This is a genomic window from Streptomyces sp. NPDC044002 (assembly GCF_056434525.1).
Map to the genome: position 1 here is coordinate 1 of NZ_JBWKEZ010000016.1, position 23,958 is coordinate 23,958.

The following is a 23,958-nucleotide window of genomic DNA, read 5'->3' on the forward strand; positions in this document are numbered from 1 at the left end:
ACGACGGGGTGTGGTAGAGGCCAAAAAATCCCCCCCCGCCCCCCACCCCCCCCGTCCCGGGGGGGGGCGGCGGGGGGGGGGGGGGGGGGGTCCCCCCCCCCCCCCCCCCCCCGCCGGGCGGCGATCAGCCCGCGGCCGCGTCGCAGGCCTGGCCGCGCAGCGCGCGGGCCAGGTCGTCGCGGGACTCCAGCACCAGCCGGCGCAGCGCGGGAGCCGCGTCCGGGCGGGCGGCGAGCCACGCGTCGGTGGCGTCGACCGTGGCCTGCGCGTCCTGGAGCATCGGGTAGAGCCCCTTCACCACGTCGATGCCGATCTGGATCGAACGCTGCGCCCAGACCCGCTCGATCACCTCGAAGTAGCGCCCGGTGTAGCCGGCCAGCAGCTCGCGCTGCGAGGACTGCTGCATCCCGGAGATGGTGGCCTCCACCAGCGCGTTCGACAGCGCGTCCGACTCCACCACCGCCGCCCACGCCTGGTCCTTGACCGCCGCCGACGGCCGGGCGGCCAGGCACCGCACCTGGTGCCGCTTGCCCGAAGCCGTGTCGTCCCGGGTCAGCTCGGCCTCCACCGCCGCCTCGTCCAGGGCGCCGTGCGCCACCAGCGGCAGCAGGAAGTCCCAGCGCAGCTCCTGGTCGACCTCCAGCCCGTCGATCCGCGCGGTGCCGTCCAGCAGGCCCAGCAGCAGCTGGAAGTCGCCCTCCGTCGCCGCGCTCGCCGCGAAGAACCGGGCCCAGGTCAGCTGGTGCTCCGACCCCGGCTCGGCCAGCCGCAGCTCGTGCAGCGCGCCCGCGGCCAGGTCCCGCCCGGTCTGCTCGCGCCGCTGCGCCGGCGTGTAGTGGGTCACCGCGCTCAGCGCCTGCGCGTGCAGCTGCTGGAGCACGCCGACGTCGGTCTCCCGGCCCGCGTGCGCCAGGACCAGCGAGACGAAGTCCCGCGCGGGCATGAGCGCGTCCCGCGTCAGGTTCCACAGCGCCGACCAGCACAGCGCCCGCGCCAGCGGGTGCGTCAGGTCGCCCAGGTGCCCGCGCAGCGTCGCCAGCGAGGCCTCGTCGAAGCGGATCTTGCAGTACGTGAGGTCCTCGTCGTTGACCAGGACCAGGTCCGGCCGCTCCAGCCCGGCCAGCTCCGCGACCACCGTCCGGGCGCCCGCCACGTCCGCCTCGGCCCGCGCGTAGCGCGCCAGCGACCCGTCCGCCTCCAGCCGGTACAGGGCCACCGCCACCCGGTGCGGGCGGAGCTGCCCGCCCTCCTGGACCACCGCCAGCTCCGTCAGCCTCCCGGCCGCGTCGGAGGTCACCACCGGCGTCAGCGCGTTCACGCCGGCCGTCTGGAGCCAGGCCCGCGACCACTCGCCCATGTCCCGCCCGGAGACCTCCCCGAGCACCGACAGCAGGTCGTCCAGGGTGGTGTTCCCGTACGCGTGCGCCTTGAAGTAGCGCCGCGCGCCGTCCAGGAACGCCTCCCGGCCCACGTACGCGACGAGCTGCTTGAGCACCGCGGCGCCCTTGGCGTACGTGATGCCGTCGAAGTTCAGCTTCGCGTCCTCCAGGTCACGGATGTCGGCCGTGATCGGGTGCGTGGACGGCAGCTGGTCGGCCCGGTACGCCCACGCCTTGCGGCTGTTGGCGAAGGTGACCCAGGCCTGGTCGAAGCGGGTGGCCTCGACGAGACCGAAGGAGCCCATGAAGTCCGCGAAGGACTCCTTCAGCCACAGGTCGTCCCACCACTTCATGGTGACCAGGTCGCCGAACCACATGTGCGCCATCTCGTGCAGGATGACGTTCGCGCGCCGCTCGTAGGAGGCCTGCGTGACCTTCCCGCGGAAGATGTACTCCTCGCGGAAGGTGACCATGCCCGGGTTCTCCATGGCGCCGAGGTTGTACTCGGGCACGAAGGCCTGGTCGTACTTCCCGAAGGGGTAGGGGTAGTCGAAGATCTCGTGGAAGAGGTCGAAGCCCTGCTTGGTGACGAGGAACACGTCGTCGGCGTCGAAGTGCTTCGCCAGCCCCTTGCGGCACATCGCGCCCAGCGGGATGGTCAGGTCCCCGCGCGTGTAGGTGTCCGTGACGTAGTGGTACGGACCCGCCACCACGCAGGTGATGTACGTGGAGATGGGCGCGGTCTCGGCGAAGCGCCGGGTCTGCCCCTCGCGGGACTCCTCCGCGCCGTTGCTCCACACCTGCCAGCCCTCGGGCGCGGTCACCTCGAAGCGGTAGGGCGCCTTCAGGTCGGGCTGCTCGAAGTTGGCGTACACGCGGCGGGCGTCCGCCGGCTCGTACTGGGTGTAGAGGTAGACCTCGCCGTCCTCCGGGTCCACGAAGCGGTGCATGCCCTCGCCGGTCCGGCTGTAGGCGCAGTTCGCGTCGACGACCAGGACGTTCTCGGAGTCCAGGCCCGCCAGCGCGATCCGCGCCCCGTCGAAGACCGCGGCCGGGTCCAGCGCGCGCCCGTTCAGGGTGACGGAGTTCACGGAGGGGGCGATCAGGTCGGCGAAGGAGGACGCACCGGGGACGGCGGCCCGGAAGCGCACGGTGGTCACCGAGCGGAAGGTGCGGGGACCCTCGGCCGGTTCGGCCTCGTCCACCGCGGACCTCAGGTCGAGGACCACCTCGTACCCGTCGACGGACAGCAGTTCGGCCCGCTCGCGGGCCTCGTCGCGGGACAGGTTCTCTCCGGGCACGTTGCACTCCTTCGTGCGTGATCGCGGTCTTCGCTGGAATCCTCCCACGGGGAATGCGGGCGATCCCGGCCTGGTTGGCGGATAAGAACATGACCCGTGACGCCTTATGTGACTTGAGGAGAGCCATGACCGACACCCAGGTGCGCGAGAAGACGCCGGTCGACTTCTGGTTCGACCCGCTCTGCCCCTGGGCCTGGATGACGTCCCGCTGGATGCTGGAGGTCGAGAAGGTCCGCGACGTGGAAGTCCGCTGGCACGTGATGAGCCTCGCCGTGCTCAACGAGAACAGGCTCGACGAGCTGCCGGAGCGCTACCGCGAGCTGCTCGGCCCCAAGGGCTGGGCCCCGGTGCGCGTGGTCGTCGCAGCCCAGCAGAAGTTCGGCGACGAGGTCACCGGCAAGCTGTACACCGCCCTCGGCACCAAGATCCACAACGAGGACCGCGGCGCGACCCGCGAGGTCATAGCCGACGCCCTGGCCGAGGTCGGCCTGCCGGCCGAGCTGCTCGCCTACGCCGACTCCGACGAGTACGACCAGGTCCTGCGCGACTCCCACAACGACGGCATCGAGCGCGTCGGCCAGGAGGTCGGCACCCCGGTGATCTCCGTGCCCGGCGCCGACGGCGACGAGGTGGCCTTCTTCGGCCCGGTGGTCACGCCCACCCCGCGCGGCGAGGCCGCCGCCCGCCTGTGGGACGGCACCCTGCTGGTCGCCTCGACCCCCGGCTTCTACGAGATCAAGCGCACCCGCACCCAGGGCCCCTCCTTCGAGTAGTCCGGCCCCGGCCGGCCCGGCCCCGTACGCACAGAAGACCCCCGTGAGTCACGTCCTCACGGGGGTCTTCTGCTGGACACGCCCGCCGGTGAAGGTTGAGAAGACGATCACGAGGCGGACGGGCTCGGGGCTGTGATCAGCCCTTGACGGGGATCAGCAGCGGGGTGTTCGCCTTGGCGTCGGCGTAGCGCTTGGCCACGTCCTGCCAGTTGACGACGTTCCACATGGCCTCGATGAAGTCCACCTTCTGGTTCTTGTACTGGAGGTAGAAGGCGTGCTCCCAGGCGTCGAAGACCAGGATCGGCGTGCTGGCGACGCCCACGTTGCCCTGGTGGTCGTAGACCTGCTCGACGACGAGGCGGCCGCTGACGGGCTCGTAGGCGAGGACGCCCCAGCCGGAGCCCTGCGTCGCGGAGGACGCGAAGGTCAGCTGCTTCTTGAACTTGGCGAAGGAGCCGAAGGACTCGGTGATCGCGTCCGCCAGGTCGCCCAGGCCGTCGGCCGCGGTCGGCTCGCCGCCGCCCTCGCCGGTCTTCGGGCTGGCCATGTTGTGCCAGTAGATGCTGTGGAGGATGTGGCCGGAGAGGTGGAACGCGAGGTTCTTCTCCAGGCCGTTGAGCGCGCCCCAGTTCTCCTTGTCGCGCGCCTCCGCCAGCTGCTCCAGCGTGTTGTTGGCGCCCGTGACGTAGGCCGCGTGGTGCTTGTCGTGGTGCAGCTCGATGATCTGCGGGTTGATCACCGGCTCCAGGGCCGCGTAGTCGTACGGAAGCTCAGGAAGCGTGTAGATGGCCATGCGTGTTTTCCGGTCCCCTCGGCGTGCCAATCGCTAATTGCAATTAATGCGCAACTGCACGCTAGCAGCATCTATTCCGGGTCACACGTAAGGGTCACCTCTCTTGTCCACACCTCCGGAACGGCTGAGGCCGGGCTCATGCGATCGCATGGGCCCGGCCTCTGACGTGCCGTCCGGTGGGGGTATTACGGCCGCGCCGCCGCCCGGCGCTGCATCGCGTACCCGGTCACCGCCAGGGCCGCCGTCAGCCCGCCGGTGAAGACCACCTGCGTCCGGGTGTCCTCGCCCAGGGCCATCAGCACCAGCACGCCGGCGACGCCCGCCAGCGCCACCCAGGTCAGGTACGGGAAGCCCCACATCTTCACGACGAGCTTCTCGGGGGCCTCGCGCTCCAGGCGCCGGCGCAGCACGAACTGCGAGACGGCGATGAAGCCCCAGACGATGAGGATGACCCCGCCGACCATGTTCAGCAGCCAGGCGAACAGGGTGTCCGGGTACCAGTAGGACAGCAGGACGGTGACGAACCCGAAGCCCGCGGAGGCCAGCACCGCACGGCGCGGCACCCCGCCCGAGACCTTGCCCAGCGCCTTCGGGCCCTGGCCCCGGGCGACCAGGGAGTAGGCCATGCGAGAGGAGCCGTAGATGTTGGCGTTCATCGCGGACAGCAGGGCGATCAGGATGACCACGTTCATGATCTGGCCGGCGGCCGGGATGCCCAGGTGGTCCAGGGTCGCCGCGTACGGGCCGTGCTCGGTGACGGCCGGGTCGTTCCAGGGCAGCAGGGTGACGATCACCAGCATCGAGCCGACGTAGACGATCGCGATCCGCCACATGGTGGTCTTCACGGCCTTGGCCACGCCCCTGACCGGGTCCTCGGACTCGGCGGCCGCGATGGTCACCGTCTCCAGGCCGCCGTACGCGACGACCGAGGCGAGCAGGCCGACGAGCAGGCCGTCGACGCCGTTGGGCAGGAAGCCGCCGTCGTGCAGCAGGTTGCCGGCGCCGGGGGAGGAGGTGCCGGGCAGCAGGCCGAGGACGGCGAGCACGCCCAGGCCCAGGAAGAGCGCGATGGCGCCGATCTTGAGGGCGGCGAACCAGAACTCGAACTCGCCGAAGCGCGCGACCGCGCCCAGGTTGGCGACGGTGAAGACCACCATCAGCACCAGCACCCACATCCACGACGGGGTGCCGGGGAACCAGCCCGCCAGGATGTGCGCCGCTCCGATCGCCTCGATGGCGACGCCCACGACCAGCAGGGTCCAGAACATCCAGCCCGCCGTGAAGCCGGCCCAGGGCCCGATGGCCCGTTCGGCGTGCACCGAGAAGGAGCCGGAGGCCGGGTTGGCGGCGGACATCTCGCCGAGCATCCGCATCACGAACATCACGAGCAGCCCGGACACCGCGTACGCCAGCACGATCGAGGGGCCGGCGGCCGCGATGCCGGCCCCGGAGCCGACGAAGAGGCCGGCGCCGATGACCCCGCCGAGGGCGATCATCGAGAGGTGGCGCTGCTTGAGGCCGTTGCCGAGGGGGGATCCGGCCTTCGCGGGCGCGGGGGCCTGCTGCTCGGGAGGTGCGGTGGTGGTGCTCTGACTCATGGGGCCAGTCTGCCGATCGTCCGTTTATCGGACGTCGCACGTCCAGTATCCGGACACCGCTCTCACCGGACGTGACCGCCCGCCCCGGAAAGCGGAACAGGCCCGGGACCGAAGTCCCGGGCCTGCGCCACGTCTGCCGGAGGGTCAGGACCCCCGGACGGTCAGGACCGCCGGTCCCGGACCTCCCGGTACCACGCCACCAGCAGCACGACGGCCGCCGCGCCCGAGGACCACAGCAGCTGCGGCCGCGCCGAGTCGTCGAAGAGCATCAGCACCAGCACCGCCGCCATCCCCGCCAGCGCCGCCCACGTCAGGTACGGGAACGCCCACATCGGCAGCGTCAGCCGCTCCGGCATGTCCCGCTCCAGCCGGGGCCGCAGCCGCAGCTGCGAGACCGCGATCAGCGCCCACACGAACAGCAGCACCGCGCCGACCGCGTTGAGCATGTAGAGGAAGACCGTGTCCGGCCACAGCAGGTTCAGCACCACCGACACGAAGCCGAACGCCACCGAAGCGAGCACCGCCCGCGTCGGCACCCCGCTGCCCGACACCTTCAGCAGCGACTTCGGCGCTTCGCCCCGCTCGGCCAGCGAGAACACCATGCGCGAGGAGCCGTACAGGTTGGCGTTCAGCGCCGACAGCAGCGCCACGAACACCACGATGTTCATGATCTGGCCGGCCGCCGGGATCCCGATGGAGTCCAGGACGGCGACGTACGGGCTCTCACCCGGCTTCAGCGAGTCCCACGGCAGCAGGGTCACGATGACCAGCATCGAGCCGACGTAGAAGAAGAGGATGCGCCACACCGCGCTGCGCACCGCGCGGGACACGGACCTGGCCGGGTCGTCCGACTCGGCGGCCGCGATGGTGACGACCTCCAGGCCGCCGAAGGCGAAGACCACCGCGAGCATGCCGGCGATGACCCCGCCGATCCCGGCCGGGAAGAAGCCGCCCTGACCGGTCAGGTTGGCCATCCCCACCGGCTCGGTGTCGGGGAGCAGGCCGAAGACCGCCAGGGTGCCCAGGATCAGGAACAGCACGATCGCGCCGACCTTGAGGGCGGCGAACCAGAACTCGAACTCGCCGAAGTTCCGGACGGCGGCCAGGTTGCTGAGGGTGAAGACCACCATGAAGATCAGCACCCACAGCCACTGGTCGACCGCGGGCACCCACCCGTGGGCGATGTTCGCGGCGCCGGTCGCCTCCACGGCGAGCACCACCACCAGCAGGAACCAGTACAGCCAGCCGGCCGAGAAGCCGGCCCAGCGTCCGAGGGCCTTCTCCGCGTACACGGAGAAGGAGCCGGAGGCGGGCATCGCGGCGGACATCTCCCCGAGCATCCGCATCACCAGCATGGCGAGCACGCCGGCCAGCAGGTACGAGCAGATGATCGCGGGGCCGGCGATCCCGATGCCGGCGCCGGAGCCGACGAACAGGCCGGCGCCGATCACGCCGCCGAGGCCCAGCATGGTCAGGTGCCGCTGCTTGAGGCTGTGGCTCAGGGGTTCCGGGGGCAGCTCGCTCCCGGTGACGGACAGATCTTCGCGCATGAGCAGATTCGTACTCTCGGTAGACAAGCGACGCAGGGTATCCAGGGGGATTGGCGGGAACCTACAGTCTCGCTGGAGTGGACCCCCGGGAGCAAAAAGGATGTGTCGTCGAATGTGGGCCGTGATCGGGATCACTTCAACTGAGGTGTAAGGAAGCACCTTTGTGCGGTCTCCACCAAACCGGACAGTATGGCTTTGTCCCGGTCGGTGGTGGGGGCGGCCGTGCGGCGACGGCTAACGTCGCGGTGTCCTGCCCGATCACCCACCCCCCGGAGCCTTCGATGAGCACCGCTTCCGTCTCCTTCCGGCCCGGCGCCGTCCTCGCCGACCTGCTGCCCGCGAGCCGCGTCAGGGACGCCGTCCTCGTCGTCGGCGGAGCCGCGCTCACCGGCCTGGCCGCTCAGCTCTCCGTACCCGTCCCCGGTTCGCCCGTCCCGGTCACCGGCCAGACCTTCGCCGCCCTGCTCGTCGGCACGGCCTTCGGCGCCCGCCGGGGCTTCCTGGCGCTCGCGCTGTACACCCTGGCCGGCACGGCCGGCGTTCCGTGGTTCGCGGACGGCACCTCCGGAGCGGCCGGGGCCTCCTTCGGCTACGTGCTCGGCATGCTGCTGGCCGCCACCCTCGTCGGCGCCCTCGCGCGGCGCGGCGCCGACCGCTCGGTGCTGCGTACCGCGGGCACGATGGTGCTGGGCTCGGCCGTGATCTACGCGGTGGGCGTGCCGTACCTGATGGCCGCCACCGGCATGTCGCTCGGTGCGGCCGTCGCGGCGGGCCTCACCCCGTTCCTGATCGGCGACGCCCTCAAGGCCGCGCTGGCCATGGGCGCGCTCCCGGCCGCCTGGAAGCTGGCCGGGCGCCGGGGCTGAGCCCCCTCGCAACAGCAGCCCCGGACCGCGAGCGGGCGGTCCGGGGCTGCTGTCGTATGCGGGGGCCGGTCAGGAGGCGTCGACCGAGGCGTCGACGGCGGCCTCGGCCGCGACCCCGGCCGCGACCTCGCCCTTGCGGCGCGAGTTGCGCACCACGCCGATCACGATCACGACCGCGGCGACGAGCAGGGAGTACAGCACCGTCTCGCGGTTGGCGTCGTCGTAGAGCATGTAGCCCAGGACGAAGGTGATCATCGCGGCGGTGGCCCAGGTCAGGTACGGGAAGAGCCACATCTTCACCGTCAGCTTCTCCGGCGCCTCGGCGACGAGGATCTTGCGCATGCGCAGCTGGGTCAGGCAGATGACCAGCCAGACGAAGAGCGCGATCGCACCGGAGGAGTTCAGCAGGAAGCTGAAGACGGTGTCCGGGTTGGTGTAGTTGAAGATCACCGCGACGAAGCCGAAGACCGTGGAGCCGAGGATGGCCGCCATCGGCACGCCCCGCTTGTTGACCTTCGCGAAGGACTTGGGCGCGTCACCGCGCTCGCCCAGCGAGAACGCCATGCGGGAGGCGGTGTAGAGGCCCGAGTTCAGGCAGGACAGCACGGCGGTCAGGACGATCACGTTCATGATCTGGCCGGCGGCCGGGATGCCGATGGAGTCGAGGGCCGCGACGTAGGAGCCCTTGTCGACGATCGACTTGTCGTTCCACGGCAGCAGGGTCAGGACGACGAAGATCGAGCCCAGGTAGAACACGCCGATGCGCCAGATGACCGAGTTGGTGGCCTTGGTGACGGCGCGGCGCGGGTCCTCGGACTCGCCGGCGGCCAGGGTGACGATCTCGCTGCCCATGAAGGAGAAGACGACCATCAGCACACCGGTGAGGACCGAGCCCCAGCCGTTGGGCATGAACCCGCCGGTGTCGGTGAGGTGCGCGAAGCCGGCACCCGGGTTGTCCGAGCCGGGCAGGACGCCGAAGACGGCGAGCATGCCGACGACCACGAAGGCGCCGATGGCGACGACCTTGATGCCCGCGAACCAGAACTCGAACTCGCCGTAGGAGGCGACCGAGCCGAGGTTGGTGGCGGTCAGGACGGCCATCACGATCAGGGACCAGGCCCACTGCGGGACGGCCGGGATCCAGCTTTCGAGGATGACGGCGCCGGCGGTGGCCTCGACGGCCAGGACGACTACCCAGAAGAACCAGTACAGCCAGCCGATGGAGAAGCCGGCCCAGCGGCCCAGCGCGCGGTCCGCGTAGGCGGAGAAGGAGCCGGAGTTCGGGCTCGCGGCGGCCATCTCGCCCAGCATCCGCATCACGAAGACGACCATCGCGCCGACGAGGGCGTACGAGATCAGGATGGCGGGGCCGGCCTTGGCGATGCCGCCGCCGGAGCCGACGAAGAGTCCGGCGCCGATGACACCGCCGATGGCGATCATGGAAAGGTGGCGGTTCTTGAGACCGGCCTTGAGACCGTCGGAGGGCTGGGTGGAACCGGGTTCGCCGGGGCCGCCTGCCTTCTGAAGGGTCGTCGTGGTGCTCATGGACGAATCCTTAGGTTCTCGGGTGGAGAGTTCCGGCATTCAAACCCGATTTCCAGCCAGTACGGAAGACCTTCTTCCGATAGTTACCTAAGGCCCCCAGTGCGGGACCAAGGTCCCGACCCCTCCCGTCTGCGTTCTTTGGGTTTACTTGAGGTTTAGAAGTGATTTATGCGACACCCCTCTGCGGTCCTCGGAGGCCGCGCATGCCACACTCGACCCATGCGCGTGTATCTCGGATCCGACCATGCAGGCTTTGAGCTCAAGAACCACCTCGTGGACTGGCTCAAGAACAACGGCCACGAGCCCGTCGACTGCGGGCCCCACATCTACGACGCCGTCGACGACTACCCGCCGTTCTGCCTCCGCGCCGCGGAGAAGACCGCCGCGGACGCCGACAGCCTCGGCATCGTGATCGGCGGCTCCGGCAACGGCGAGCAGATCGCCGCCAACAAGGTCAAGGGCGTCCGCGCCATCCTCGCCTGGAGCGTGGAGACCGCGAAGCTCGGCCGCGAGCACAACAACGCCAACGTCATCTCCGTCGGCGGCCGCATGCACAGCCAGGAGGACGCCACCAGCTTCATCGAGGCCTTCCTGGCGACCCCGTACTCCGACGAGGAGCGCCACACGCGCCGCATCGACATGCTCTCCGCGTACGAGACCACCGGCGAGCTGCCCCCGATCCCGGCCCACCACCCGCAGGACCAGTAGGACGCCAGTGCCGCCGGACGCCCCCGTCCGGCGGCACCCCGCCGCATCGAGGAGCACCGCAGTGCCCGAGGGGCATACGATCCACCGCCTCGCCCAGGACCACACCGAGCGCTTCGCCGCCCGCCCGGTACGGGTGAGCAGCCCCCAGGGCCGCTTCGCCGAGAGCGCGGCACTCCTCGACGGGCGCGAGCTGGAGAGCGCCGAGGCGCACGGCAAGCACCTCTTCCTGGAGCTGGGCGACGCCTGGATCCACATCCACCTCGGCCTCTTCGGCAAGCTCGGCTTCGGCCCCGCCCCGGCCCCGCCGGCCACCGACACGGTCCGGCTGCGCCTGCTGAACGAGGACCACTACGCCGACCTGCGCGGCCCCACGGCCTGCGCGCTGATCGGCGAGGGCGAGAAGAAGGCGATACACGACCGCCTCGGCCCCGACCCGCTGCGCCCCGCCGACGACCCCGGCCGCGCCTGGACCCGGATCTCCCGCAGCCGCACCACCATCGCCGCCCTGCTGATGGACCAGAAGATCGTCGCGGGCGTCGGCAACGTCTACCGCGCCGAGGTCCTCTTCCGGCACGGCATCGACCCCTACCGGCTCGGCCGCGACCTCACCCGCCCCGAATGGGACGCGATGTGGACCGACCTGGCCGAACTGATGCGCGAGGGAGTCCGCCGCAACCGCATCGACACGGTCCGCGACGAACACCTCCCCGAGGCGATGGGCCGCCCGCCGAGGGTGGACGACCACGGCGGCGAGGTGTACGTCTACCGGAGGGCGAACATGCCCTGCCACATCTGCGGCGGCGAGATCCGCACCGCCGACCTCGCCGCCCGCAACCTCTTCTGGTGCCCCACCTGCCAACAGCGCTAGCCGCGCGTGCCCACTGTGGCCCCGCTGCGCGGATCTGCTCCCCGCCCCGCCCTTCCACCGTTCCCAGGGGCTCCGCCCCTGACCCCGTTGCGCTCAATCGCCGCGCGGGCTGGAAGTTGCCGCGCAGCGGCAAATCCAGCCTCGCCGGCGTTTGAGGCGCGGGGGTCTGGGGGCGGAGCCCCCAGGAGGGGTCCGGGCGCAGCCCGGGGAACGGTGGAAGGGCGGGTAGGGGAGTCGGCCCCGCGCAGCGGCAGCCGCACCCCGCACCCGCCCCCGCCCGGCAGGGACTAGAAGTTGTGCGGGAGCCAAGGGGCGACGTCCCCGGCGAAGGCCCGCGAGGCCTCCCGCAGCGCCCCCGCCCGCAGCTCGCGCACGCGCCCGGCCGCCGCCAGCGAGGTCAGCGTGACCCCGCCCAGGTACGCCGACCCCAGCTCCCGCACGGACAGCGCCAGGTCCGCGGCGTCCGACGAGGGCGCACACCTCACCGCCCCGCCCCCGCCGGCGGCCGTAAGCCGCCACCGCCCCGCGTTCCACGGGCAGAACGCGTCCTCCACCTCCAGCACCACGTCCACCCCCGCCCCGTACGCCCGCGCCTCCAGCGCCGCCGGCAGGTCCACCAGCCGCAGGTGCAGCGCGTCCCGCTGCTGCGCCCTGCACCGCCGGACATCGCTGACCAGGTGCAGCAACGCGTCGTCGACGGGCTGCCGGTACGCCCGTACGTGCCAGGTCAGGTCGATCTCGAAGAGGTAGCGCCACAGCGCCGCGTACGCCGCCGGGTCCGGCGCGTGCACCTCGCGGACCTCGACCTTGCCGTCGGAGCCGGTCAGCTCCCAGTCGGGCTTGACCTGGTAGCGCGCGTACCCGATCACCCCGCCGTCCGCGTCCTCGGCCACCACGCACTTCAGCGGCGAGGCCCCGCCCCTGAGCTCCGGCACGTCCAGCAGCGCGTCCCGCTCCCAGCCCGGCTGCCGCGCCAGCATCCCCGGCCGGCCCGCGACCAGGCCCGCGTACACCCGCTCGCAGTCCGCGAGGGACTTCTCCGGGTCCACGAGCCGCAGCCGCACCGCGTCCGTCCCCGGCGGCACGGAGAGCCGTACCCGGGTGGTGTCGATGTCGACGGCCAGGGAGTACGCGGCGGTGCCGTAGCCGAAGCGGCCGTAGATCTCCGGCTCCGAGGCCGTCAGTACGGCGATCGGCTCCTCACTCGTACGGATGTCGTCCAATTGGCGCCGCATCAGCGACGTCAGCACCCCGCGCCTGCGGTGGGTCGGCGCGACACCGACGAAGGTCACCCCCGACGCCGGAACCAGGGCCCCGCCCGGCACCGAGAGGCGGAAGCCGAAGGCCGAGGCCGAGCCGACGCAGTCCCCGCCGTCCCAGACTCCGAGGGAGCGGTCCGGCTCCGTCAGCGACCGGAAGTGCTCCCGGCCCGGTGTGGATGTCGCCACACCGCCGAACGCCAGTTCCAGATGATCGAACCAGACATCCCACTCGTTCTGCTTCAAAACCCGCATCTCAAGAGCCATGCGGTCATCCTCACGCGCCCGATCCGCCGCAGTCGAAGGGTTTTCGCCCCGCGAAGTGCCATTGGTCCGGGGGTCCCCCTGCGCAGTCACAGCCAGGATGGATATGGTCCCGAAGCAATGGCCGGAGCACGCGTGGAGACGTTCATGGCCCGGATGCGCATGCTTTCGCACCGGGCACGCACAGCCCTGCGCAAATCCGCCGTCGACTACTTCCGCGGCGACGCCTCCGACTGGCTCGCCTTCGCCGGCCTCCTCCTGACCGTCCCCGCCATAGCCTGCGGCACCCTCCTGATGCCCGTCTGGTTCTCCCCGTCGGCCCTGGTCCTGCCCATCGTCGCCGGCGGCCTCCTGCTGCGCCCCGCCAGCCTCCTCGGGCTGTACGCCGCCGCCGCGGCCGCCCTGATCGTCGAGGCCCTCGTCCTCGGCCCCTACACCCAGGGCCCCGCCCGGGTCACCCCCGGAACCGTGCTCGTCGTCGCCGCCTGCGGGTTCTTCGGACTGGTCATCGCCCAGTTCCGCAGCCGCGTCGGCGTGCCCTGGAGACGCGGCGGCACCATGCTCTTCGACCTGCGCGAACGCATCCGCGTCCAGAGCAAGCTGCCCGCCCTGCCCCGCGGCTGGCACCGCGAGATGGCCCTGCGCCCGGCCGGCGGCCAGTCCTTCTCCGGAGACTTCGTCGTCGCCGCCCGCACCAACGGCGGCCGCACCCTCGAAGTCGTCCTCACCGACGTCTCCGGCAAGGGCATGGAGGCCGGCTCCCGCGCCCTCCTCCTCTCCGGCGCCTTCGGCGGCCTCCTCGGCGCCCTCCCGCCCCAGGACTTCCTCCCCGCCGCCAACGGCTACCTCCTCCGCCAGGACTGGGACGAGGGCTTCGCCACCTCCATCCACCTCGTCCTCGACCTGGAGACCGGCGACTACGAACTGCTGTCCGCCGGACACCTCCCCGCCCTCCAGCTCTCGGCCGGCACCGGCCGCTGGCAGGAGGTCGCCGGCGAGGGCCCGCTGCTCGGCGTCTACGACGGCGCCGAATTCGAACCCGCCCGCGGCAACCTGCGGCGCGGCGACGTCCTCATGCTCTTCACCGACGGCCTCGTCGAGACCGCGGACCGCGAGATCAGCGAAGGCATCGACCGCCTCACCGGCGAAGCCGACCGCTACGTCGCCGCCGGCTGGGACGGCGCCGCCTGGCACCTCATCGAGAAGGTCGCCAAGGACGTCAACGACGACCGCGCCCTGCTCCTCATCCGTCGCTCGCCCTGACGCCCCCGGGGTGGGGAATACCCCACCAGCCGTCCGCCGGGCCGCTCCATGGCCCCCGCCCCGCGCCCCTCCGTAGCGTCGGGGACACCAACGGACAGCGGTACGGAAGGCGGCACACCATGGGGCTCAGGCGGACCAGGCGACACGACGCGCAGACCGGCCCCGCCGGACCCGCCGTGGAGCTGAGCGGCGTACGACGCGTCTACGGACGCGGCGCCGCCACCGTCCACGCCCTGCGCGGCATCGACCTCACCCTGCCGCGCGGCAGCTTCACCGCCGTGATGGGCCCCTCCGGCTCCGGCAAGTCCACCTTCCTCCAGTGCGCCGCCGGACTCGACGTCCCCACCGAGGGCTCCGTCCGGCTCGGCGGCACCGAGATCACCACCATGGACGAGAACGAGCTCACCGAGCTGCGCCGCAGCCGCCTCGGCTTCGTCTTCCAGGCCTTCAACCTGCTGCCCTCGCTCACCGTCGAGCAGAACGTCCTGCTCCCGCTGAGCCTCGGCGGCGGCCGCCAGGACCGGGCCCGGGCCGCCGAGCTGCTCGCCCGGGTCGGCCTCGACGGCAAGGGCCGGCGCCGCCCCGCCGAACTGTCCGGCGGACAGCAGCAGCGGGTCGCCATCGCCCGGGCCCTGGTCACCCGGCCCGACGTGGTCTTCGCCGACGAGCCGACCGGAGCCCTCGACACCACCACCGCCGCCGAGGTGCTCGGCCTGCTCCGCGACGCCGTGGACTCCCTCGGCGCCACCGTCGTCATGGTCACGCACGACCCGGCCGCCGCCGCCCACGCCGACCAGGTGCTCTTCCTCGCCGACGGCCTCATCGCGGACCGCCTCCCCCGCAGCCCGGCCCCCACCATCGCCGCCCGTATGACAGGCCTGGCCGGCCGCCCGGCCCCGTCGTACACGGCGGCCTGACCACCCCGCCCGGGGCGGGCCACTCGGCGCGGATTGGCCCGCCCCACAGCCCCCGGCGGGGGCTAGCGTGCCGCGCATGGACCGCATCCTCGCCGCCGACCTCGCCCGCCTCCCCGAGCTCCTCGACGCCACCCGCCGGGCCGCCGCCGAGGCCCTCGCGACCCTGGACGAACGCCCCGTCGTGCCGCCGCAGGACGCCCCGCCGCCGCCCGCGCCGCTCCCCGCCCGCGGCACCGGCACCGAAGCGGCCCTCGCCGAGTTCCGGGCCCGCTGGGAGCCCCGCCTCTCCGCCTCCGCGGGCCCCCGCTACCTCGGCTTCGTCACCGGCGGCGCCACCCCCGCGGCCCTCGCCGGGGACTGGCTGACCGCCGCGCACGACCAGAACTCCAACTCCGCCATGGACGGCGCCGGCCAGCACCTCGAACGCGAGACCACCGGCTGGCTCCGCGAGCTCTTCGGCCTCTCCGACGCCCACACCGGCACCTTCGTCAGCGGTGCCACCATGTCCAACACCGCCGGCCTCGCCATCGCCCGCGAGTGGCTCGGCGAACGCCTCGGCGTCTCCCCGGCCCAGGACGGCGTCGCCGCGCTCGGCCCCGTCCGCGTGCTCTCCGGAGCCCCGCACTCCTCCATCGCCAAGGCCCTGTCCGTCCTCGGCCTCGGCCGCTCCGCCCTCGTCCCGGTGCCCACCCTCCCCGGCCGGGAGGCCGTCGACCCCGCCGCCCTGGACCGGGCCCTCGCCGACACACCCGGCCCCGCGGTCGTCGTCGCCAACGCCGGCACCGTCAACACCGTCGACTTCGACGACCTGCGGGCCGTCGCCGCCCTCCGGGAACGCCACGACTTCTGGCTCCACACCGACGCCGCCTTCGGCGCCTTCGCCGCACTCACCCCCGAGCACGCCCACCTCGTCGCGGGCCTCGACGCCTCCGACTCCGTCTGCGTCGACCTGCACAAGTGGCTCAACGTCCCCTACGACAGCGCCGTCCAGTTCACCCGCCGCCGCGACCTCCAGTCCCGGGTCTTCGCCAACGCCGCCGCCTACCTCGGCCCCCTCGGCCCCGACCCCGACCTCGTCCACCTCACCCCCGAGAACTCCCACCGGCTGCGGGCCCTCGCCGCCTGGTTCACCCTGCGCGCCTACGGCCGCGAGGGCCACCGCGAGATCGTCGAACGGGACATCGCCTGCGCCCGCGCCCTCGGCGAACGCCTCGACCGCGACCCGGCCTTCCGGCTGCTGGCCCCCGTCCGCCTCAACGTCGTCTGCTTCACCCTCGCCGGGAATCCGGCCCCCGAGCGGCTGACCGCCCTGCGCGAGGCCGTCGCCGCCGACGTCTTCGTCACCCCCACCGTCCTCGGGGGAACCGCCGGCCTGCGCGCCGCGTTCTCCAACTGGCGCACCACGCCCGCAGACGTGGACCGGGCCGCCGAGGCCCTGCGCGCGGCAGCGAAGGAGATCGCATGACGGACCGCTCCCTGACCCTCGCCGAGGTGGAGGCCCTCGCCCGCTCCGCGCACGAGGGCCAGACCGACAAGGCCGGACGCCCCTACGCCGAGCACCTGGCGGCCGTCGCCGAGGGCGTCCGCCTGCGCGGCGGCAGTCCCGCCCAGCAGGCCGCCGCCTGGCTCCACGACTCGGTGGAGGACGACGCCCTCAGCCCGGAGCAGCTCGCGGCCGCCGCCCTCCCGCAGGAGGTCAAGGACATGGTGCTGGCCCTCACCAAACGCCCCGGAGAACCGGTGGGGGAGTACACCGCCCGCATCCTCGCCACCCCCGGCGCCCTCCTCGTGAAGGAGGCCGACCTCGCGCACAACGCGGACCCCGTACGCCTGTCCGTACTGGACGCGCCCACCCGCGACCGGCTGACCGCCAAGTACGCCCACGTCCGCTCCCTCCTCGGCATCAGCATCCCCTGACACCCGAAACATCCCGAATGCGTGCGCGGTTGGCGCGAAAGGGGCGGCGGCGATTCGTCACGGCGCGGATAGCCGGGGCCGGTTGGTGGGAGGATGGTGCATGTGGGGCGCGCAACGCCGCGCGCGCCGGGCCGGCCAGGGGACGACCGAAGGTGTGATCAGTAGTGGCCATTTCGCTGTCAGTGGTGGTTCTGTTGGCGGTCATCCTGGTGATCCTGATCCGCGGCAACCACATCAAGGCGGGCCCCGCGATCATCGCGGTCCTCTTCGGGTTCTTCCTCGCGTCCAGCTCCATCGCCCCGGACGTCAACCGCTTCCTGAACTCCCTCGCGGACACCATCGCGGGCATCAAGCTCTGAGCCGAAACCGCACGGGAAACCGCACCGGGAAACCGCACCGGCAAACGACAAGGGGCCAGGTCCTGGAGGAGATCTCCGGCCTGGCCCCGAGCCATGAAGAGCGGGTGACGGGAATCGAACCCGCGTAGCTAGTTTGGAAGACTAGGGCTCTACCATTGAGCTACACCCGCAACACGTGCGCCGCAGGTCCGGGGACCGCGGCACGGACAGCATCCTAGCGGGTCGCGCGGGGGGAGTGCACACCGCTTTTCCCGCCGTGTCCCGGCCCGCCCCGCACGCGCGTGCGCCCGCCTGGAAAACCGGGGGCGTCGGAGGGTCTCCGGGCATGTACCCTACGTGTCGCACCGACGGGGTGTGGCGCAGCTTGGTAGCGCGTCCGCTTTGGGAGCGGAAGGTCGTCGGTTCGAATCCGGCCACCCCGACCACTCAGTACCGCCCGCGCCACCGATCCTTCGCCAAGATCGCGTTGTGGGCTGATTGCCGCTTGCGGTTACTATGCAAGCTGCGTGCCCGTGTGTCTGATGTACCGGGCCGAATCCGCCGAGACCGCTGAATCGCAGCGTTCCGGCAGAACCCCCAGCAGTCAGCCACAAGGAGACCGAACCGTGAAGAGCGCCGTGGAGACCCTGAACCCGACTCGGGTTCGGCTCACTGTCGAGGTGCCCTTCGAGGAGCTCAAGGACAGCCTCGACGCGGCGTACAAGAAGATCAACCAGCAGGTCACGGTGAAGGGCTTCCGCAAGGGCAAGATCCCTGCCCGCGTCATCGACCAGCGCTTCGGCCGCGGTGCGGTGCTGGAGGAGGCCGTCAACGACGCCCTCCCGAAGTTCTACACCGAGGCCGTCAACGAGGCCGACCTGAACCCGCTGGGCCAGCCCGAGGTCGACATCACCGAGCTGAAGGACGGCGAGCTGCTGACCTTCACCGCCGAGGTGGACGTCCGCCCCGAGATCGAGATCCCGGACTACTCCGGCATCGAGGTCGAGGTCGACGCGGTCGAGGTCTCGGACGAGGACGTCGAGAAGTCCGTCGAGCAGCTGCGCAACCGCTTCGCGTCCACCAAGGACGTCGAGCGCGCCGCGGCCGAGGGTGACGTCGTCACCATCGACCTCGAGGCCAAGGTCGACGGCGAGGTCCTCGCGGACGGCGTCGCCACCGACGTCTCCTACACCATCGGTTCCGGCGAGCTCCTCGACGGCATCGACGAGGCCGTCACGGGCCTGGAGGCCGGCGGCGAGGCCACCTTCACCTCGCAGCTGAAGGGCGGCTCCGCCGAGGGCAAGGACGCCGAGGTCACCGTCAAGGTCACCAAGGTCTCCGCCCGCGAGCTGCCGGAGCTGGACGACGAGTTCGCCCAGATGGCGAGCGAGTTCGACACCCTCGACGAGCTCAAGGCCGACAGCCGCAAGCGCCTCGAGAACATGAAGCAGTACGACCAGGCCACGCAGGCCCAGGAGCGCGTCCTGGAGAAGCTGCTGGAGCTCGTCGAGGTCCCGATCCCCGAGAAGCTCCTCGCGGACGAGGTCCAGACCCGCAAGCACAACCTGGAGCACCACCAGCTCGGCCAGATGGGCCTGAACCTCGAGAAGTTCCTCGAGATCCAGGGCAAGACGGTCGAGGAGTTCGACGCCGAGACCTCCGAGCAGGCCGTCAAGGGCATCAAGACCCAGTTCGTCCTCGACGCGCTGGTCAACAAGGAGAAGCTGGGCGTCAACCAGGAGGAGCTCACCGAGCACCTCATGCGCCGCGCGCAGTCCTCCGGCATGTCCCCCGACCAGTTCGCCCAGGCCGTCGTCGAGGGCGGCCAGGTCCCGATGCTGGTCGGCGAGGTCGCCCGCGGCAAGGCCCTCGCGACCGTCGTCGAGGCCGCCAAGGTCGTCGACACCAACGGTGAGGTCGTCGACCTCTCCGACGACGAGGACGAGACCGAGACGGCCGCCGAGGTCGTCGAGGCCGCCGTCGAGGGTGACGCCGAGGCCAAGTAACACCTCCGGGAGGCGCCCCCGAGGAGCCCCCTGAGCAGTGCCCCGAAGGGCCCGGACGCAGCCGCGTCCGGGCCCTTCCGCGTGCCCTCGCGGGGCGCTCGGGACCTTGCGCTCCGAGCGAACAGTTCGGGAAGCGGGATGGCGTTGTCCTACCTGCGCGTTAGGGTCCATGAATACGAGGGCACGGGAGTACCCGAAGCCGGCGGGCATCGACCCCCGGCAGGTCCGCGCCCCAGAACGAGACGCTGAGACGGCATGTGGCCGTCGGAGACGAGCAGGTGGATACGTGACGAATCTGAAGCCTTACGCCGCGGGTGAGCCGTCCATCGGTGGCGGCCTCGGCGACCATGTCTACAACCGGCTGCTCGGCGAACGCATCATCTTCCTCGGCCAGCAGGTCGACGACGAGATCGCGAACAAGATCACGGCGCAGCTCCTCCTCCTGGCCGCCGAGCCGGAGAAGGACATCTACCTGTACATCAACAGCCCCGGTGGCTCCGTGACGGCGGGCATGGCGGTCTACGACACCATGCAGTACATCCCGAACGACGTCGTCACCATCGGCATGGGCATGGCCGCCTCCATGGGCCAGTTCCTGCTCACCGGCGGCACGCCGGGCAAGCGCTTCGCGCTCCCGAACACCGACATCCTGATGCACCAGGGCTCCGCCGGCATCGGCGGCACCGCCTCGGACATCAAGATCCAGGCCCAGTACCTGCTGCGCACCAAGCAGCGCATGGCCGAGATCACCGCGCACCACTCGGGCCAGACCGTGGAGGCGATCATCCGCGACGGCGACCGCGACCGCTGGTTCACGGCGGAGGAGGCCAAGGACTACGGCCTCATCGACGAGATCATCTCCGCCGCGTCCCTGGTCCCGGGCGGCGGCGGCACCGGGGCCTGACCCCGGCCCGGCGCACGGGGTCCCGTACGAGGACCCCTGCGCCCCGCCCGCCCGTGCCAGGCACCCACAGCCCGCAGAACGCCACCAGGACGGTGAACACCCAGATGCAGAACAACTTCTCCGCGAGCGGCCTCTACTCCGGCCCTCAGGTCGACAACCGGTACGTCATCCCGCGCTTCGTCGAGCGCACCTCGCAGGGCGTGCGCGAGTACGACCCGTACGCGAAGCTCTTCGAGGAGCGCGTGATCTTCCTCGGCGTCCAGATCGACGACGCCTCCGCCAACGACGTCATGGCGCAGCTGCTGTGCCTGGAGTCGATGGACCCGGACCGCGACATCTCGATCTACATCAACAGCCCGGGCGGCTCCTTCACCGCCCTCACGGCGATCTACGACACGATGCAGTTCGTGAAGCCGGACATCCAGACGGTCTGCATGGGCCAGGCGGCCTCCGCCGCCGCGGTCCTGCTCGCCGCCGGCACCCCCGGCAAGCGCATGGCCCTCCCGAACGCCCGCGTGCTGATCCACCAGCCCTCCGGCGGCACCGGCCGCGAGCAGCTCTCCGACCTGGAGATCGCGGCCAACGAGATCCTGCGCATGCGCGACCAGCTGGAGAGCATGCTGGCCAAGCACTCGTCGACGCCGATCGAGAAGATCCGCGACGACATCGAGCGCGACAAGATCCTCACGGCCGAGGACGCGCTGGCGTACGGGCTGATCGACCAGATCGTCTCGACCCGCAAGATGAACGCGGTCTGATCCTTGCCGCCACTCGGCGCGGCCGCACCGCGGAATCCCGCGATGTGAACCGCGTCAAGGGGGCCCCGAACGGGGCCCCCGGCAAGGTACCGTCGGATATGAGGCACCAGGAGCGCTGAACCAAAGCGTCTCCCAGGCGAAGGGGAAGCACCTCGTGGCACGCATCGGTGACGGCGGCGACCTGCTCAAGTGCTCGTTCTGCGGAAAGAGCCAGAAGCAGGTGAAGAAGCTCATCGCAGGACCCGGTGTGTACATCTGCGACGAGTGCATCGACCTCTGCAACGAGATCATCGAAGAGGAACTCGCGGAGACCTCCGAGGTCCGGTGGGAGGAACTCCCCAAGCCCCGTGAGATCTACGAGTTCCTGGAGAGCTACGTCGTCGGCCAGGAGCCGGCGAAGAAGGCGCTCTCCGTAGCGGTCTACAACCACTACAAGCGCGTCCAGGCCGGCGAGAACGGCGGCGCGCAGGGCCGTGACGACGCGATCGAGCTCGCGAAGTCCAACATCCTGCTGCTGGGCCCCACGGGCTCCGGCAAGACCCTGCTGGCCCAGACCCTGGCCCGCATGCTCAACGTCCCGTTCGCCATCGCCGACGCGACGGCGCTGACGGAGGCCGGGTACGTGGGCGAGGACGTCGAGAACATCCTCCTGAAGCTGATCCAGGCGGCCGACTACGACGTCAAGAAGGCCGAGACCGGGATCATCTACATCGACGAGATCGACAAGGTCGCCCGCAAGAGCGAGAACCCGTCGATCACGCGCGACGTGTCCGGTGAAGGCGTCCAGCAGGCCCTCCTGAAGATCCTGGAAGGCACCACCGCTTCCGTCCCCCCGCAGGGCGGCCGCAAGCACCCGCACCAGGAGTTCATCCAGATCGACACGACGAACGTGCTCTTCATCGTGGGCGGCGCCTTCGCCGGCCTGGAGAAGATCATCGAGTCGCGTGCGGGCGCCAAGGGCATCGGCTTCGGGGCGACGATCCGCTCGAAGCGGGAGATCGAGGCGAGCGACCAGTTCCAGGAGGTCATGCCGGAGGACCTGGTGAAGTTCGGGATGATCCCGGAGTTCATCGGCCGCCTCCCGGTCATCACCTCGGTCCACAACCTGGACCGGGAAGCCCTCCTCCAGATCCTGGTCGAGCCGCGCAACGCCCTGGTGAAGCAGTACCAGCGCCTGTTCGAACTCGACGGCGTCGAGCTGGACTTCGAGCGCGAGGCCCTCGAAGCCATCGCGGACCAGGCGATCCTCCGCCAGACGGGCGCGCGCGGCCTGCGCGCCATCATGGAAGAGGTCCTGATGTCGGTGATGTACGAGGTCCCGTCCCGCAAGGACGTGGCCCGCGTGGTCATCACGGCCGACGTGGTCCGCTCCAACGTCAACCCGACGCTGGTCCCCCGCATCGTCCCGAAGGACCAGGGCCCGCACGAGAAGTCGGCGTAGCCGCACGGACACACGAGAAGGGGCGCTCCCGACCGGGAGCGCCCCTTCTGGCGTTCAGGCCTGAAATGCGCAGGAATCAGCCAATTGTCCGCGTCCGGTCAAGTTGAAGATCCCTTCCATGATCCACTTGGTGGTGGGAATTCTTCCTGGAAGGAACGAGGAAATGAAGAAGAAGCGTACGCTCGGCGTCCTGGCGGCCACGTTTGCTGCTGCCGCACTGCCGATGATCGCGGCCACGCCGGCGTCGGCGACGTCGTTCGACTGCCAGATCTACCTGAGCAACGTGGGCTACACCGTTGGTCCGCGGGTGAAGGAGGCGTGTGCGTCGGGCGCTGACAGGTCGGTCCTCGGGAGTGCTACCGCGTGGCCCAGGTGCATCTCCGCACTGAGCAACCTTGGCATCAAGCAGCGCGACGTTGTTACGGCATGCACGGAAGCCGGGAACTGAGGGTTGGAGGGTTTGTTCGGCGCGATCACGTGTCTCGCGCCGAACCTCGCTCTCGTTACTTCTTGGCGCGGGCGGTCTTGTACAGCTTCGAGGTCAGGTCGGAGTCCTGCTCCAGGGTGTAGCCCGGCTTGCTCGCGAGGATGGCGGCGGCGTCGCTGGCGGTGACCGTGGCCATGGTGCTGTAGTCAGCCCAGATGCACACCGGAATCGTGATCTCCTTGGGGCCCTTGGTGTTCGGGTCCTTCGAAGTGGCCTTGAGCTCCTGGCACTTCATGACGGCTCCCTCGAACCCGTCGGGGGTGAACTCCTTGGGGCTGCCGACGAGCTGGGCGTCCGACTTGCCGTCCTTGGTGATCCTCGCCTGCACCATGGCGAAGGCCCCGTCGACGGTCTTCTCTGGGTCGGCGATCTCGCCGTAGTAGCCGCTGAAGGTGAGGCCCTTGAACGTGAGCGGGTTCTTCGGGTCGCCGACGAAGTAGTCCATCCCCACCTGGGTGGGGTTCTTGATGCCCGCCGCCTCGACCTGCGGCTTGTCCGCGTCGCTGAGCTGCTTGGGCTGGTACTTCGGGTCCTTCTGGAACTCGCCCACCGACTCCGGGGCGACCAGCTTGTAGCCCTTCGTCTCGTCCGAGACCGAACCGCCCGAGCTCAGGAACCACCACGCGCCGCCCGCGATCACCGCGACGCCCACGACCGCCGCGATGACCGGGACGGCCTTCGACTTCTTCGGCGGCGCCGGCGGCGGCGGGACGTACGCGGGGGTCTGGGGCTGCTGCTGCGGCTGCTGGTAGCCGTACGCGGGCTGTGGTGCCGGCGGGGGCGGGGGAGGGGTCTGGTAGCCGCCCTGCTGGGGGTAGGCCGACGGTGCGGGCTGCTGCGGGTAGGACGGCTGCGCCGGCTGCTGCGGGTAGGACGGGGCGGGGGGCTGCTGCTGGGGGTAGCCGTAGCCGGGCTGCTGGGCGGGCTGGCCGTACGGGTTCGGCTGCTGTGGGGGCTGCTGGCCGTAGGGACCCGGCTGCTGCGGCTGCTGGCCGTATGGCCCCGGCTGGTTGTAACTCATCC

Annotated in this window: 21 protein-coding genes and 2 tRNA genes; 15 read left to right on the plus strand and 8 right to left on the minus strand. The window is 70.8% G+C overall.

The annotated features are described in order from the left end of the window. Positions 1 to 124: 124 nt before the first annotated feature. The gene (pepN, locus tag AC07A6_RS14615) at positions 125 to 2,680 is read right to left on the minus strand and encodes an aminopeptidase N (RefSeq protein ID WP_478777341.1); all 2,556 of its coding nucleotides are present in this window, start codon (positions 2,678 to 2,680) and stop codon (positions 125 to 127) included. Positions 2,681 to 2,805: 125 nt separating this feature from the next. Here pepN and AC07A6_RS14620 point away from each other — a divergent pair, with 125 nt between their 5' ends. After that, positions 2,806 to 3,453 (plus strand): mycothiol-dependent nitroreductase Rv2466c family protein, encoded by a 648-nt coding sequence (locus AC07A6_RS14620; protein WP_362466974.1) that lies wholly within the window; start codon positions 2,806 to 2,808, stop codon positions 3,451 to 3,453. 136 nt (positions 3,454 to 3,589) lie between these two features. Here the strand turns inward: AC07A6_RS14620 and AC07A6_RS14625 are convergent, their stop codons facing one another. The 3 genes from AC07A6_RS14625 to AC07A6_RS14635 form a co-directional block, all read right to left on the minus strand. After that, a complete protein-coding gene (locus tag AC07A6_RS14625; RefSeq protein WP_362466973.1) occupies positions 3,590 to 4,246 on the minus strand; it encodes a superoxide dismutase in 657 nt (218 codons plus the stop codon). Between the two features lie 185 nt (positions 4,247 to 4,431). Then, positions 4,432 to 5,844, minus strand: coding sequence for an amino acid permease (locus tag AC07A6_RS14630; protein WP_478777342.1), 1,413 nt, complete (start codon positions 5,842 to 5,844; stop codon positions 4,432 to 4,434). Positions 5,845 to 6,005: 161 nt separating this feature from the next. Next, on the minus strand, positions 6,006 to 7,394 hold the full coding sequence (locus AC07A6_RS14635; protein ID WP_362466971.1) for an amino acid permease: 1,389 nt from the start codon (positions 7,392 to 7,394) through the stop codon (positions 6,006 to 6,008). Between the two features lie 281 nt (positions 7,395 to 7,675). Between AC07A6_RS14635 and AC07A6_RS14640 the strand changes: the two genes are divergently transcribed. Beyond that, the gene (locus tag AC07A6_RS14640) at positions 7,676 to 8,260 is read left to right on the plus strand and encodes a biotin transporter BioY (protein ID WP_478777343.1); all 585 of its coding nucleotides are present in this window, start codon (positions 7,676 to 7,678) and stop codon (positions 8,258 to 8,260) included. Positions 8,261 to 8,329: 69 nt separating this feature from the next. Here the strand turns inward: AC07A6_RS14640 and AC07A6_RS14645 are convergent, their stop codons facing one another. Beyond that, positions 8,330 to 9,805 (minus strand): amino acid permease, encoded by a 1,476-nt coding sequence (locus AC07A6_RS14645; RefSeq protein WP_478777344.1) that lies wholly within the window; start codon positions 9,803 to 9,805, stop codon positions 8,330 to 8,332. A gap of 219 nt (positions 9,806 to 10,024) precedes the next feature. Between AC07A6_RS14645 and AC07A6_RS14650 the strand changes: the two genes are divergently transcribed. Then, positions 10,025 to 10,513 carry a ribose-5-phosphate isomerase gene (locus tag AC07A6_RS14650; protein ID WP_007264071.1) on the plus strand — a complete coding sequence of 163 codons (489 nt, stop codon included), beginning with the start codon at positions 10,025 to 10,027 and terminating at the stop codon, positions 10,511 to 10,513. A 61-nt stretch (positions 10,514 to 10,574) separates the two neighbouring features. Further along, the gene (locus AC07A6_RS14655) at positions 10,575 to 11,381 is read left to right on the plus strand and encodes an Fpg/Nei family DNA glycosylase (protein WP_362466968.1); all 807 of its coding nucleotides are present in this window, start codon (positions 10,575 to 10,577) and stop codon (positions 11,379 to 11,381) included. 287 nt (positions 11,382 to 11,668) lie between these two features. On the opposite strand, the gene AC07A6_RS14660 is transcribed toward AC07A6_RS14655, so the two are convergent. Beyond that, positions 11,669 to 12,907 (minus strand): GNAT family N-acetyltransferase, encoded by a 1,239-nt coding sequence (locus AC07A6_RS14660; RefSeq protein WP_478777345.1) that lies wholly within the window; start codon positions 12,905 to 12,907, stop codon positions 11,669 to 11,671. Positions 12,908 to 13,024: 117 nt separating this feature from the next. Between AC07A6_RS14660 and AC07A6_RS14665 the strand changes: the two genes are divergently transcribed. The 5 genes from AC07A6_RS14665 to AC07A6_RS14685 all read left to right on the plus strand — a co-directional run bounded on the left by AC07A6_RS14665 (position 13,025) and on the right by AC07A6_RS14685 (position 17,360). After that, positions 13,025 to 14,167, plus strand: a complete 1,143-nt coding sequence (locus AC07A6_RS14665) for a PP2C family protein-serine/threonine phosphatase (RefSeq protein ID WP_362467262.1) — start codon at positions 13,025 to 13,027, stop codon at positions 14,165 to 14,167. A gap of 119 nt (positions 14,168 to 14,286) precedes the next feature. After that, a complete protein-coding gene (locus AC07A6_RS14670) occupies positions 14,287 to 15,084 on the plus strand; it encodes an ABC transporter ATP-binding protein (protein WP_362467261.1) in 798 nt (265 codons plus the stop codon). Between the two features lie 76 nt (positions 15,085 to 15,160). Beyond that, positions 15,161 to 16,549, plus strand: coding sequence for a pyridoxal phosphate-dependent decarboxylase family protein (locus AC07A6_RS14675; RefSeq protein WP_478777346.1), 1,389 nt, complete (start codon positions 15,161 to 15,163; stop codon positions 16,547 to 16,549). Next, complete coding sequence (locus tag AC07A6_RS14680; RefSeq protein ID WP_362467259.1) at positions 16,546 to 17,001, plus strand: HD domain-containing protein; 456 nt, start codon at positions 16,546 to 16,548, stop codon at positions 16,999 to 17,001. Before AC07A6_RS14675 ends, AC07A6_RS14680 begins: the two co-directional genes overlap by 4 nt. Before the next feature lie 164 nt (positions 17,002 to 17,165). Further along, positions 17,166 to 17,360, plus strand: a complete 195-nt coding sequence (locus AC07A6_RS14685; RefSeq protein WP_007264064.1) for a hypothetical protein — start codon at positions 17,166 to 17,168, stop codon at positions 17,358 to 17,360. Between the two features lie 99 nt (positions 17,361 to 17,459). Here the strand turns inward: AC07A6_RS14685 and AC07A6_RS14690 are convergent. Next, positions 17,460 to 17,530 (minus strand) — tRNA-Gly (locus AC07A6_RS14690). Positions 17,531 to 17,708: 178 nt separating this feature from the next. Between AC07A6_RS14690 and AC07A6_RS14695 the strand changes: the two genes are divergently transcribed. The 6 genes from AC07A6_RS14695 (at position 17,709) to AC07A6_RS14720 (ending at position 22,896) form a co-directional block, all read left to right on the plus strand. Then, a tRNA-Pro gene (locus AC07A6_RS14695) sits at positions 17,709 to 17,785 on the plus strand. A 180-nt stretch (positions 17,786 to 17,965) separates the two neighbouring features. Then, positions 17,966 to 19,345: a trigger factor gene (gene tig / locus AC07A6_RS14700; RefSeq protein ID WP_362467258.1), complete on the plus strand. Its 1,380-nt coding sequence runs from the start codon at positions 17,966 to 17,968 to the stop codon at positions 19,343 to 19,345. A 286-nt stretch (positions 19,346 to 19,631) separates the two neighbouring features. Continuing rightward, on the plus strand, positions 19,632 to 20,249 hold the full coding sequence (locus AC07A6_RS14705; protein ID WP_362467257.1) for an ATP-dependent Clp protease proteolytic subunit: 618 nt from the start codon (positions 19,632 to 19,634) through the stop codon (positions 20,247 to 20,249). Positions 20,250 to 20,353: 104 nt separating this feature from the next. Next, a complete protein-coding gene (locus tag AC07A6_RS14710; RefSeq protein ID WP_362467265.1) occupies positions 20,354 to 21,007 on the plus strand; it encodes an ATP-dependent Clp protease proteolytic subunit in 654 nt (217 codons plus the stop codon). A 154-nt stretch (positions 21,008 to 21,161) separates the two neighbouring features. Next, positions 21,162 to 22,448 carry an ATP-dependent Clp protease ATP-binding subunit ClpX gene (clpX, locus tag AC07A6_RS14715; RefSeq protein ID WP_007264060.1) on the plus strand — a complete coding sequence of 429 codons (1,287 nt, stop codon included), beginning with the start codon at positions 21,162 to 21,164 and terminating at the stop codon, positions 22,446 to 22,448. Between the two features lie 118 nt (positions 22,449 to 22,566). Then, a complete protein-coding gene (locus tag AC07A6_RS14720) occupies positions 22,567 to 22,896 on the plus strand; it encodes a hypothetical protein (RefSeq protein WP_478777347.1) in 330 nt (109 codons plus the stop codon). A 55-nt stretch (positions 22,897 to 22,951) separates the two neighbouring features. Here AC07A6_RS14720 and AC07A6_RS14725 read toward each other — a convergent pair whose 3' ends face one another. After that, the gene (locus AC07A6_RS14725) at positions 22,952 to 23,956 is read right to left on the minus strand and encodes a hypothetical protein (protein ID WP_478777348.1); all 1,005 of its coding nucleotides are present in this window, start codon (positions 23,954 to 23,956) and stop codon (positions 22,952 to 22,954) included. Positions 23,957 to 23,958 lie beyond the last annotated feature (2 nt).

Excerpts from the sequence above, each read along its gene's own strand:
- AC07A6_RS14620 (WP_362466974.1), top strand. The coding sequence starts at position 2,806 with ATGACCGACACCCAGGTGCGCGAGAAGACGCCGGTCGACTTCTGGTTC.
- AC07A6_RS14625 (WP_362466973.1), bottom strand. The coding sequence starts at position 4,246 with ATGGCCATCTACACGCTTCCTGAGCTTCCGTACGACTACGCGGCCCTG.
- AC07A6_RS14630 (WP_478777342.1), bottom strand. The coding sequence starts at position 5,844 with ATGAGTCAGAGCACCACCACCGCACCTCCCGAGCAGCAGGCCCCCGCG.
- AC07A6_RS14635 (WP_362466971.1), bottom strand. The coding sequence starts at position 7,394 with ATGCGCGAAGATCTGTCCGTCACCGGGAGCGAGCTGCCCCCGGAACCC.
- AC07A6_RS14640 (WP_478777343.1), top strand. The coding sequence starts at position 7,676 with ATGAGCACCGCTTCCGTCTCCTTCCGGCCCGGCGCCGTCCTCGCCGAC.
- AC07A6_RS14645 (WP_478777344.1), bottom strand. The coding sequence starts at position 9,805 with ATGAGCACCACGACGACCCTTCAGAAGGCAGGCGGCCCCGGCGAACCC.
- AC07A6_RS14650 (WP_007264071.1), top strand. The coding sequence starts at position 10,025 with ATGCGCGTGTATCTCGGATCCGACCATGCAGGCTTTGAGCTCAAGAAC.
- AC07A6_RS14660 (WP_478777345.1), bottom strand. The coding sequence starts at position 12,907 with ATGGCTCTTGAGATGCGGGTTTTGAAGCAGAACGAGTGGGATGTCTGG.
- AC07A6_RS14665 (WP_362467262.1), top strand. The coding sequence starts at position 13,025 with ATGGCCGGAGCACGCGTGGAGACGTTCATGGCCCGGATGCGCATGCTT.
- AC07A6_RS14670 (WP_362467261.1), top strand. The coding sequence starts at position 14,287 with ATGGGGCTCAGGCGGACCAGGCGACACGACGCGCAGACCGGCCCCGCC.
- AC07A6_RS14675 (WP_478777346.1), top strand. The coding sequence starts at position 15,161 with ATGGACCGCATCCTCGCCGCCGACCTCGCCCGCCTCCCCGAGCTCCTC.
- AC07A6_RS14680 (WP_362467259.1), top strand. The coding sequence starts at position 16,546 with ATGACGGACCGCTCCCTGACCCTCGCCGAGGTGGAGGCCCTCGCCCGC.
- AC07A6_RS14710 (WP_362467265.1), top strand. The coding sequence starts at position 20,354 with ATGCAGAACAACTTCTCCGCGAGCGGCCTCTACTCCGGCCCTCAGGTC.
- AC07A6_RS14720 (WP_478777347.1), top strand. The coding sequence starts at position 22,567 with ATGATCCACTTGGTGGTGGGAATTCTTCCTGGAAGGAACGAGGAAATG.
- AC07A6_RS14725 (WP_478777348.1), bottom strand. The coding sequence starts at position 23,956 with ATGAGTTACAACCAGCCGGGGCCATACGGCCAGCAGCCGCAGCAGCCG.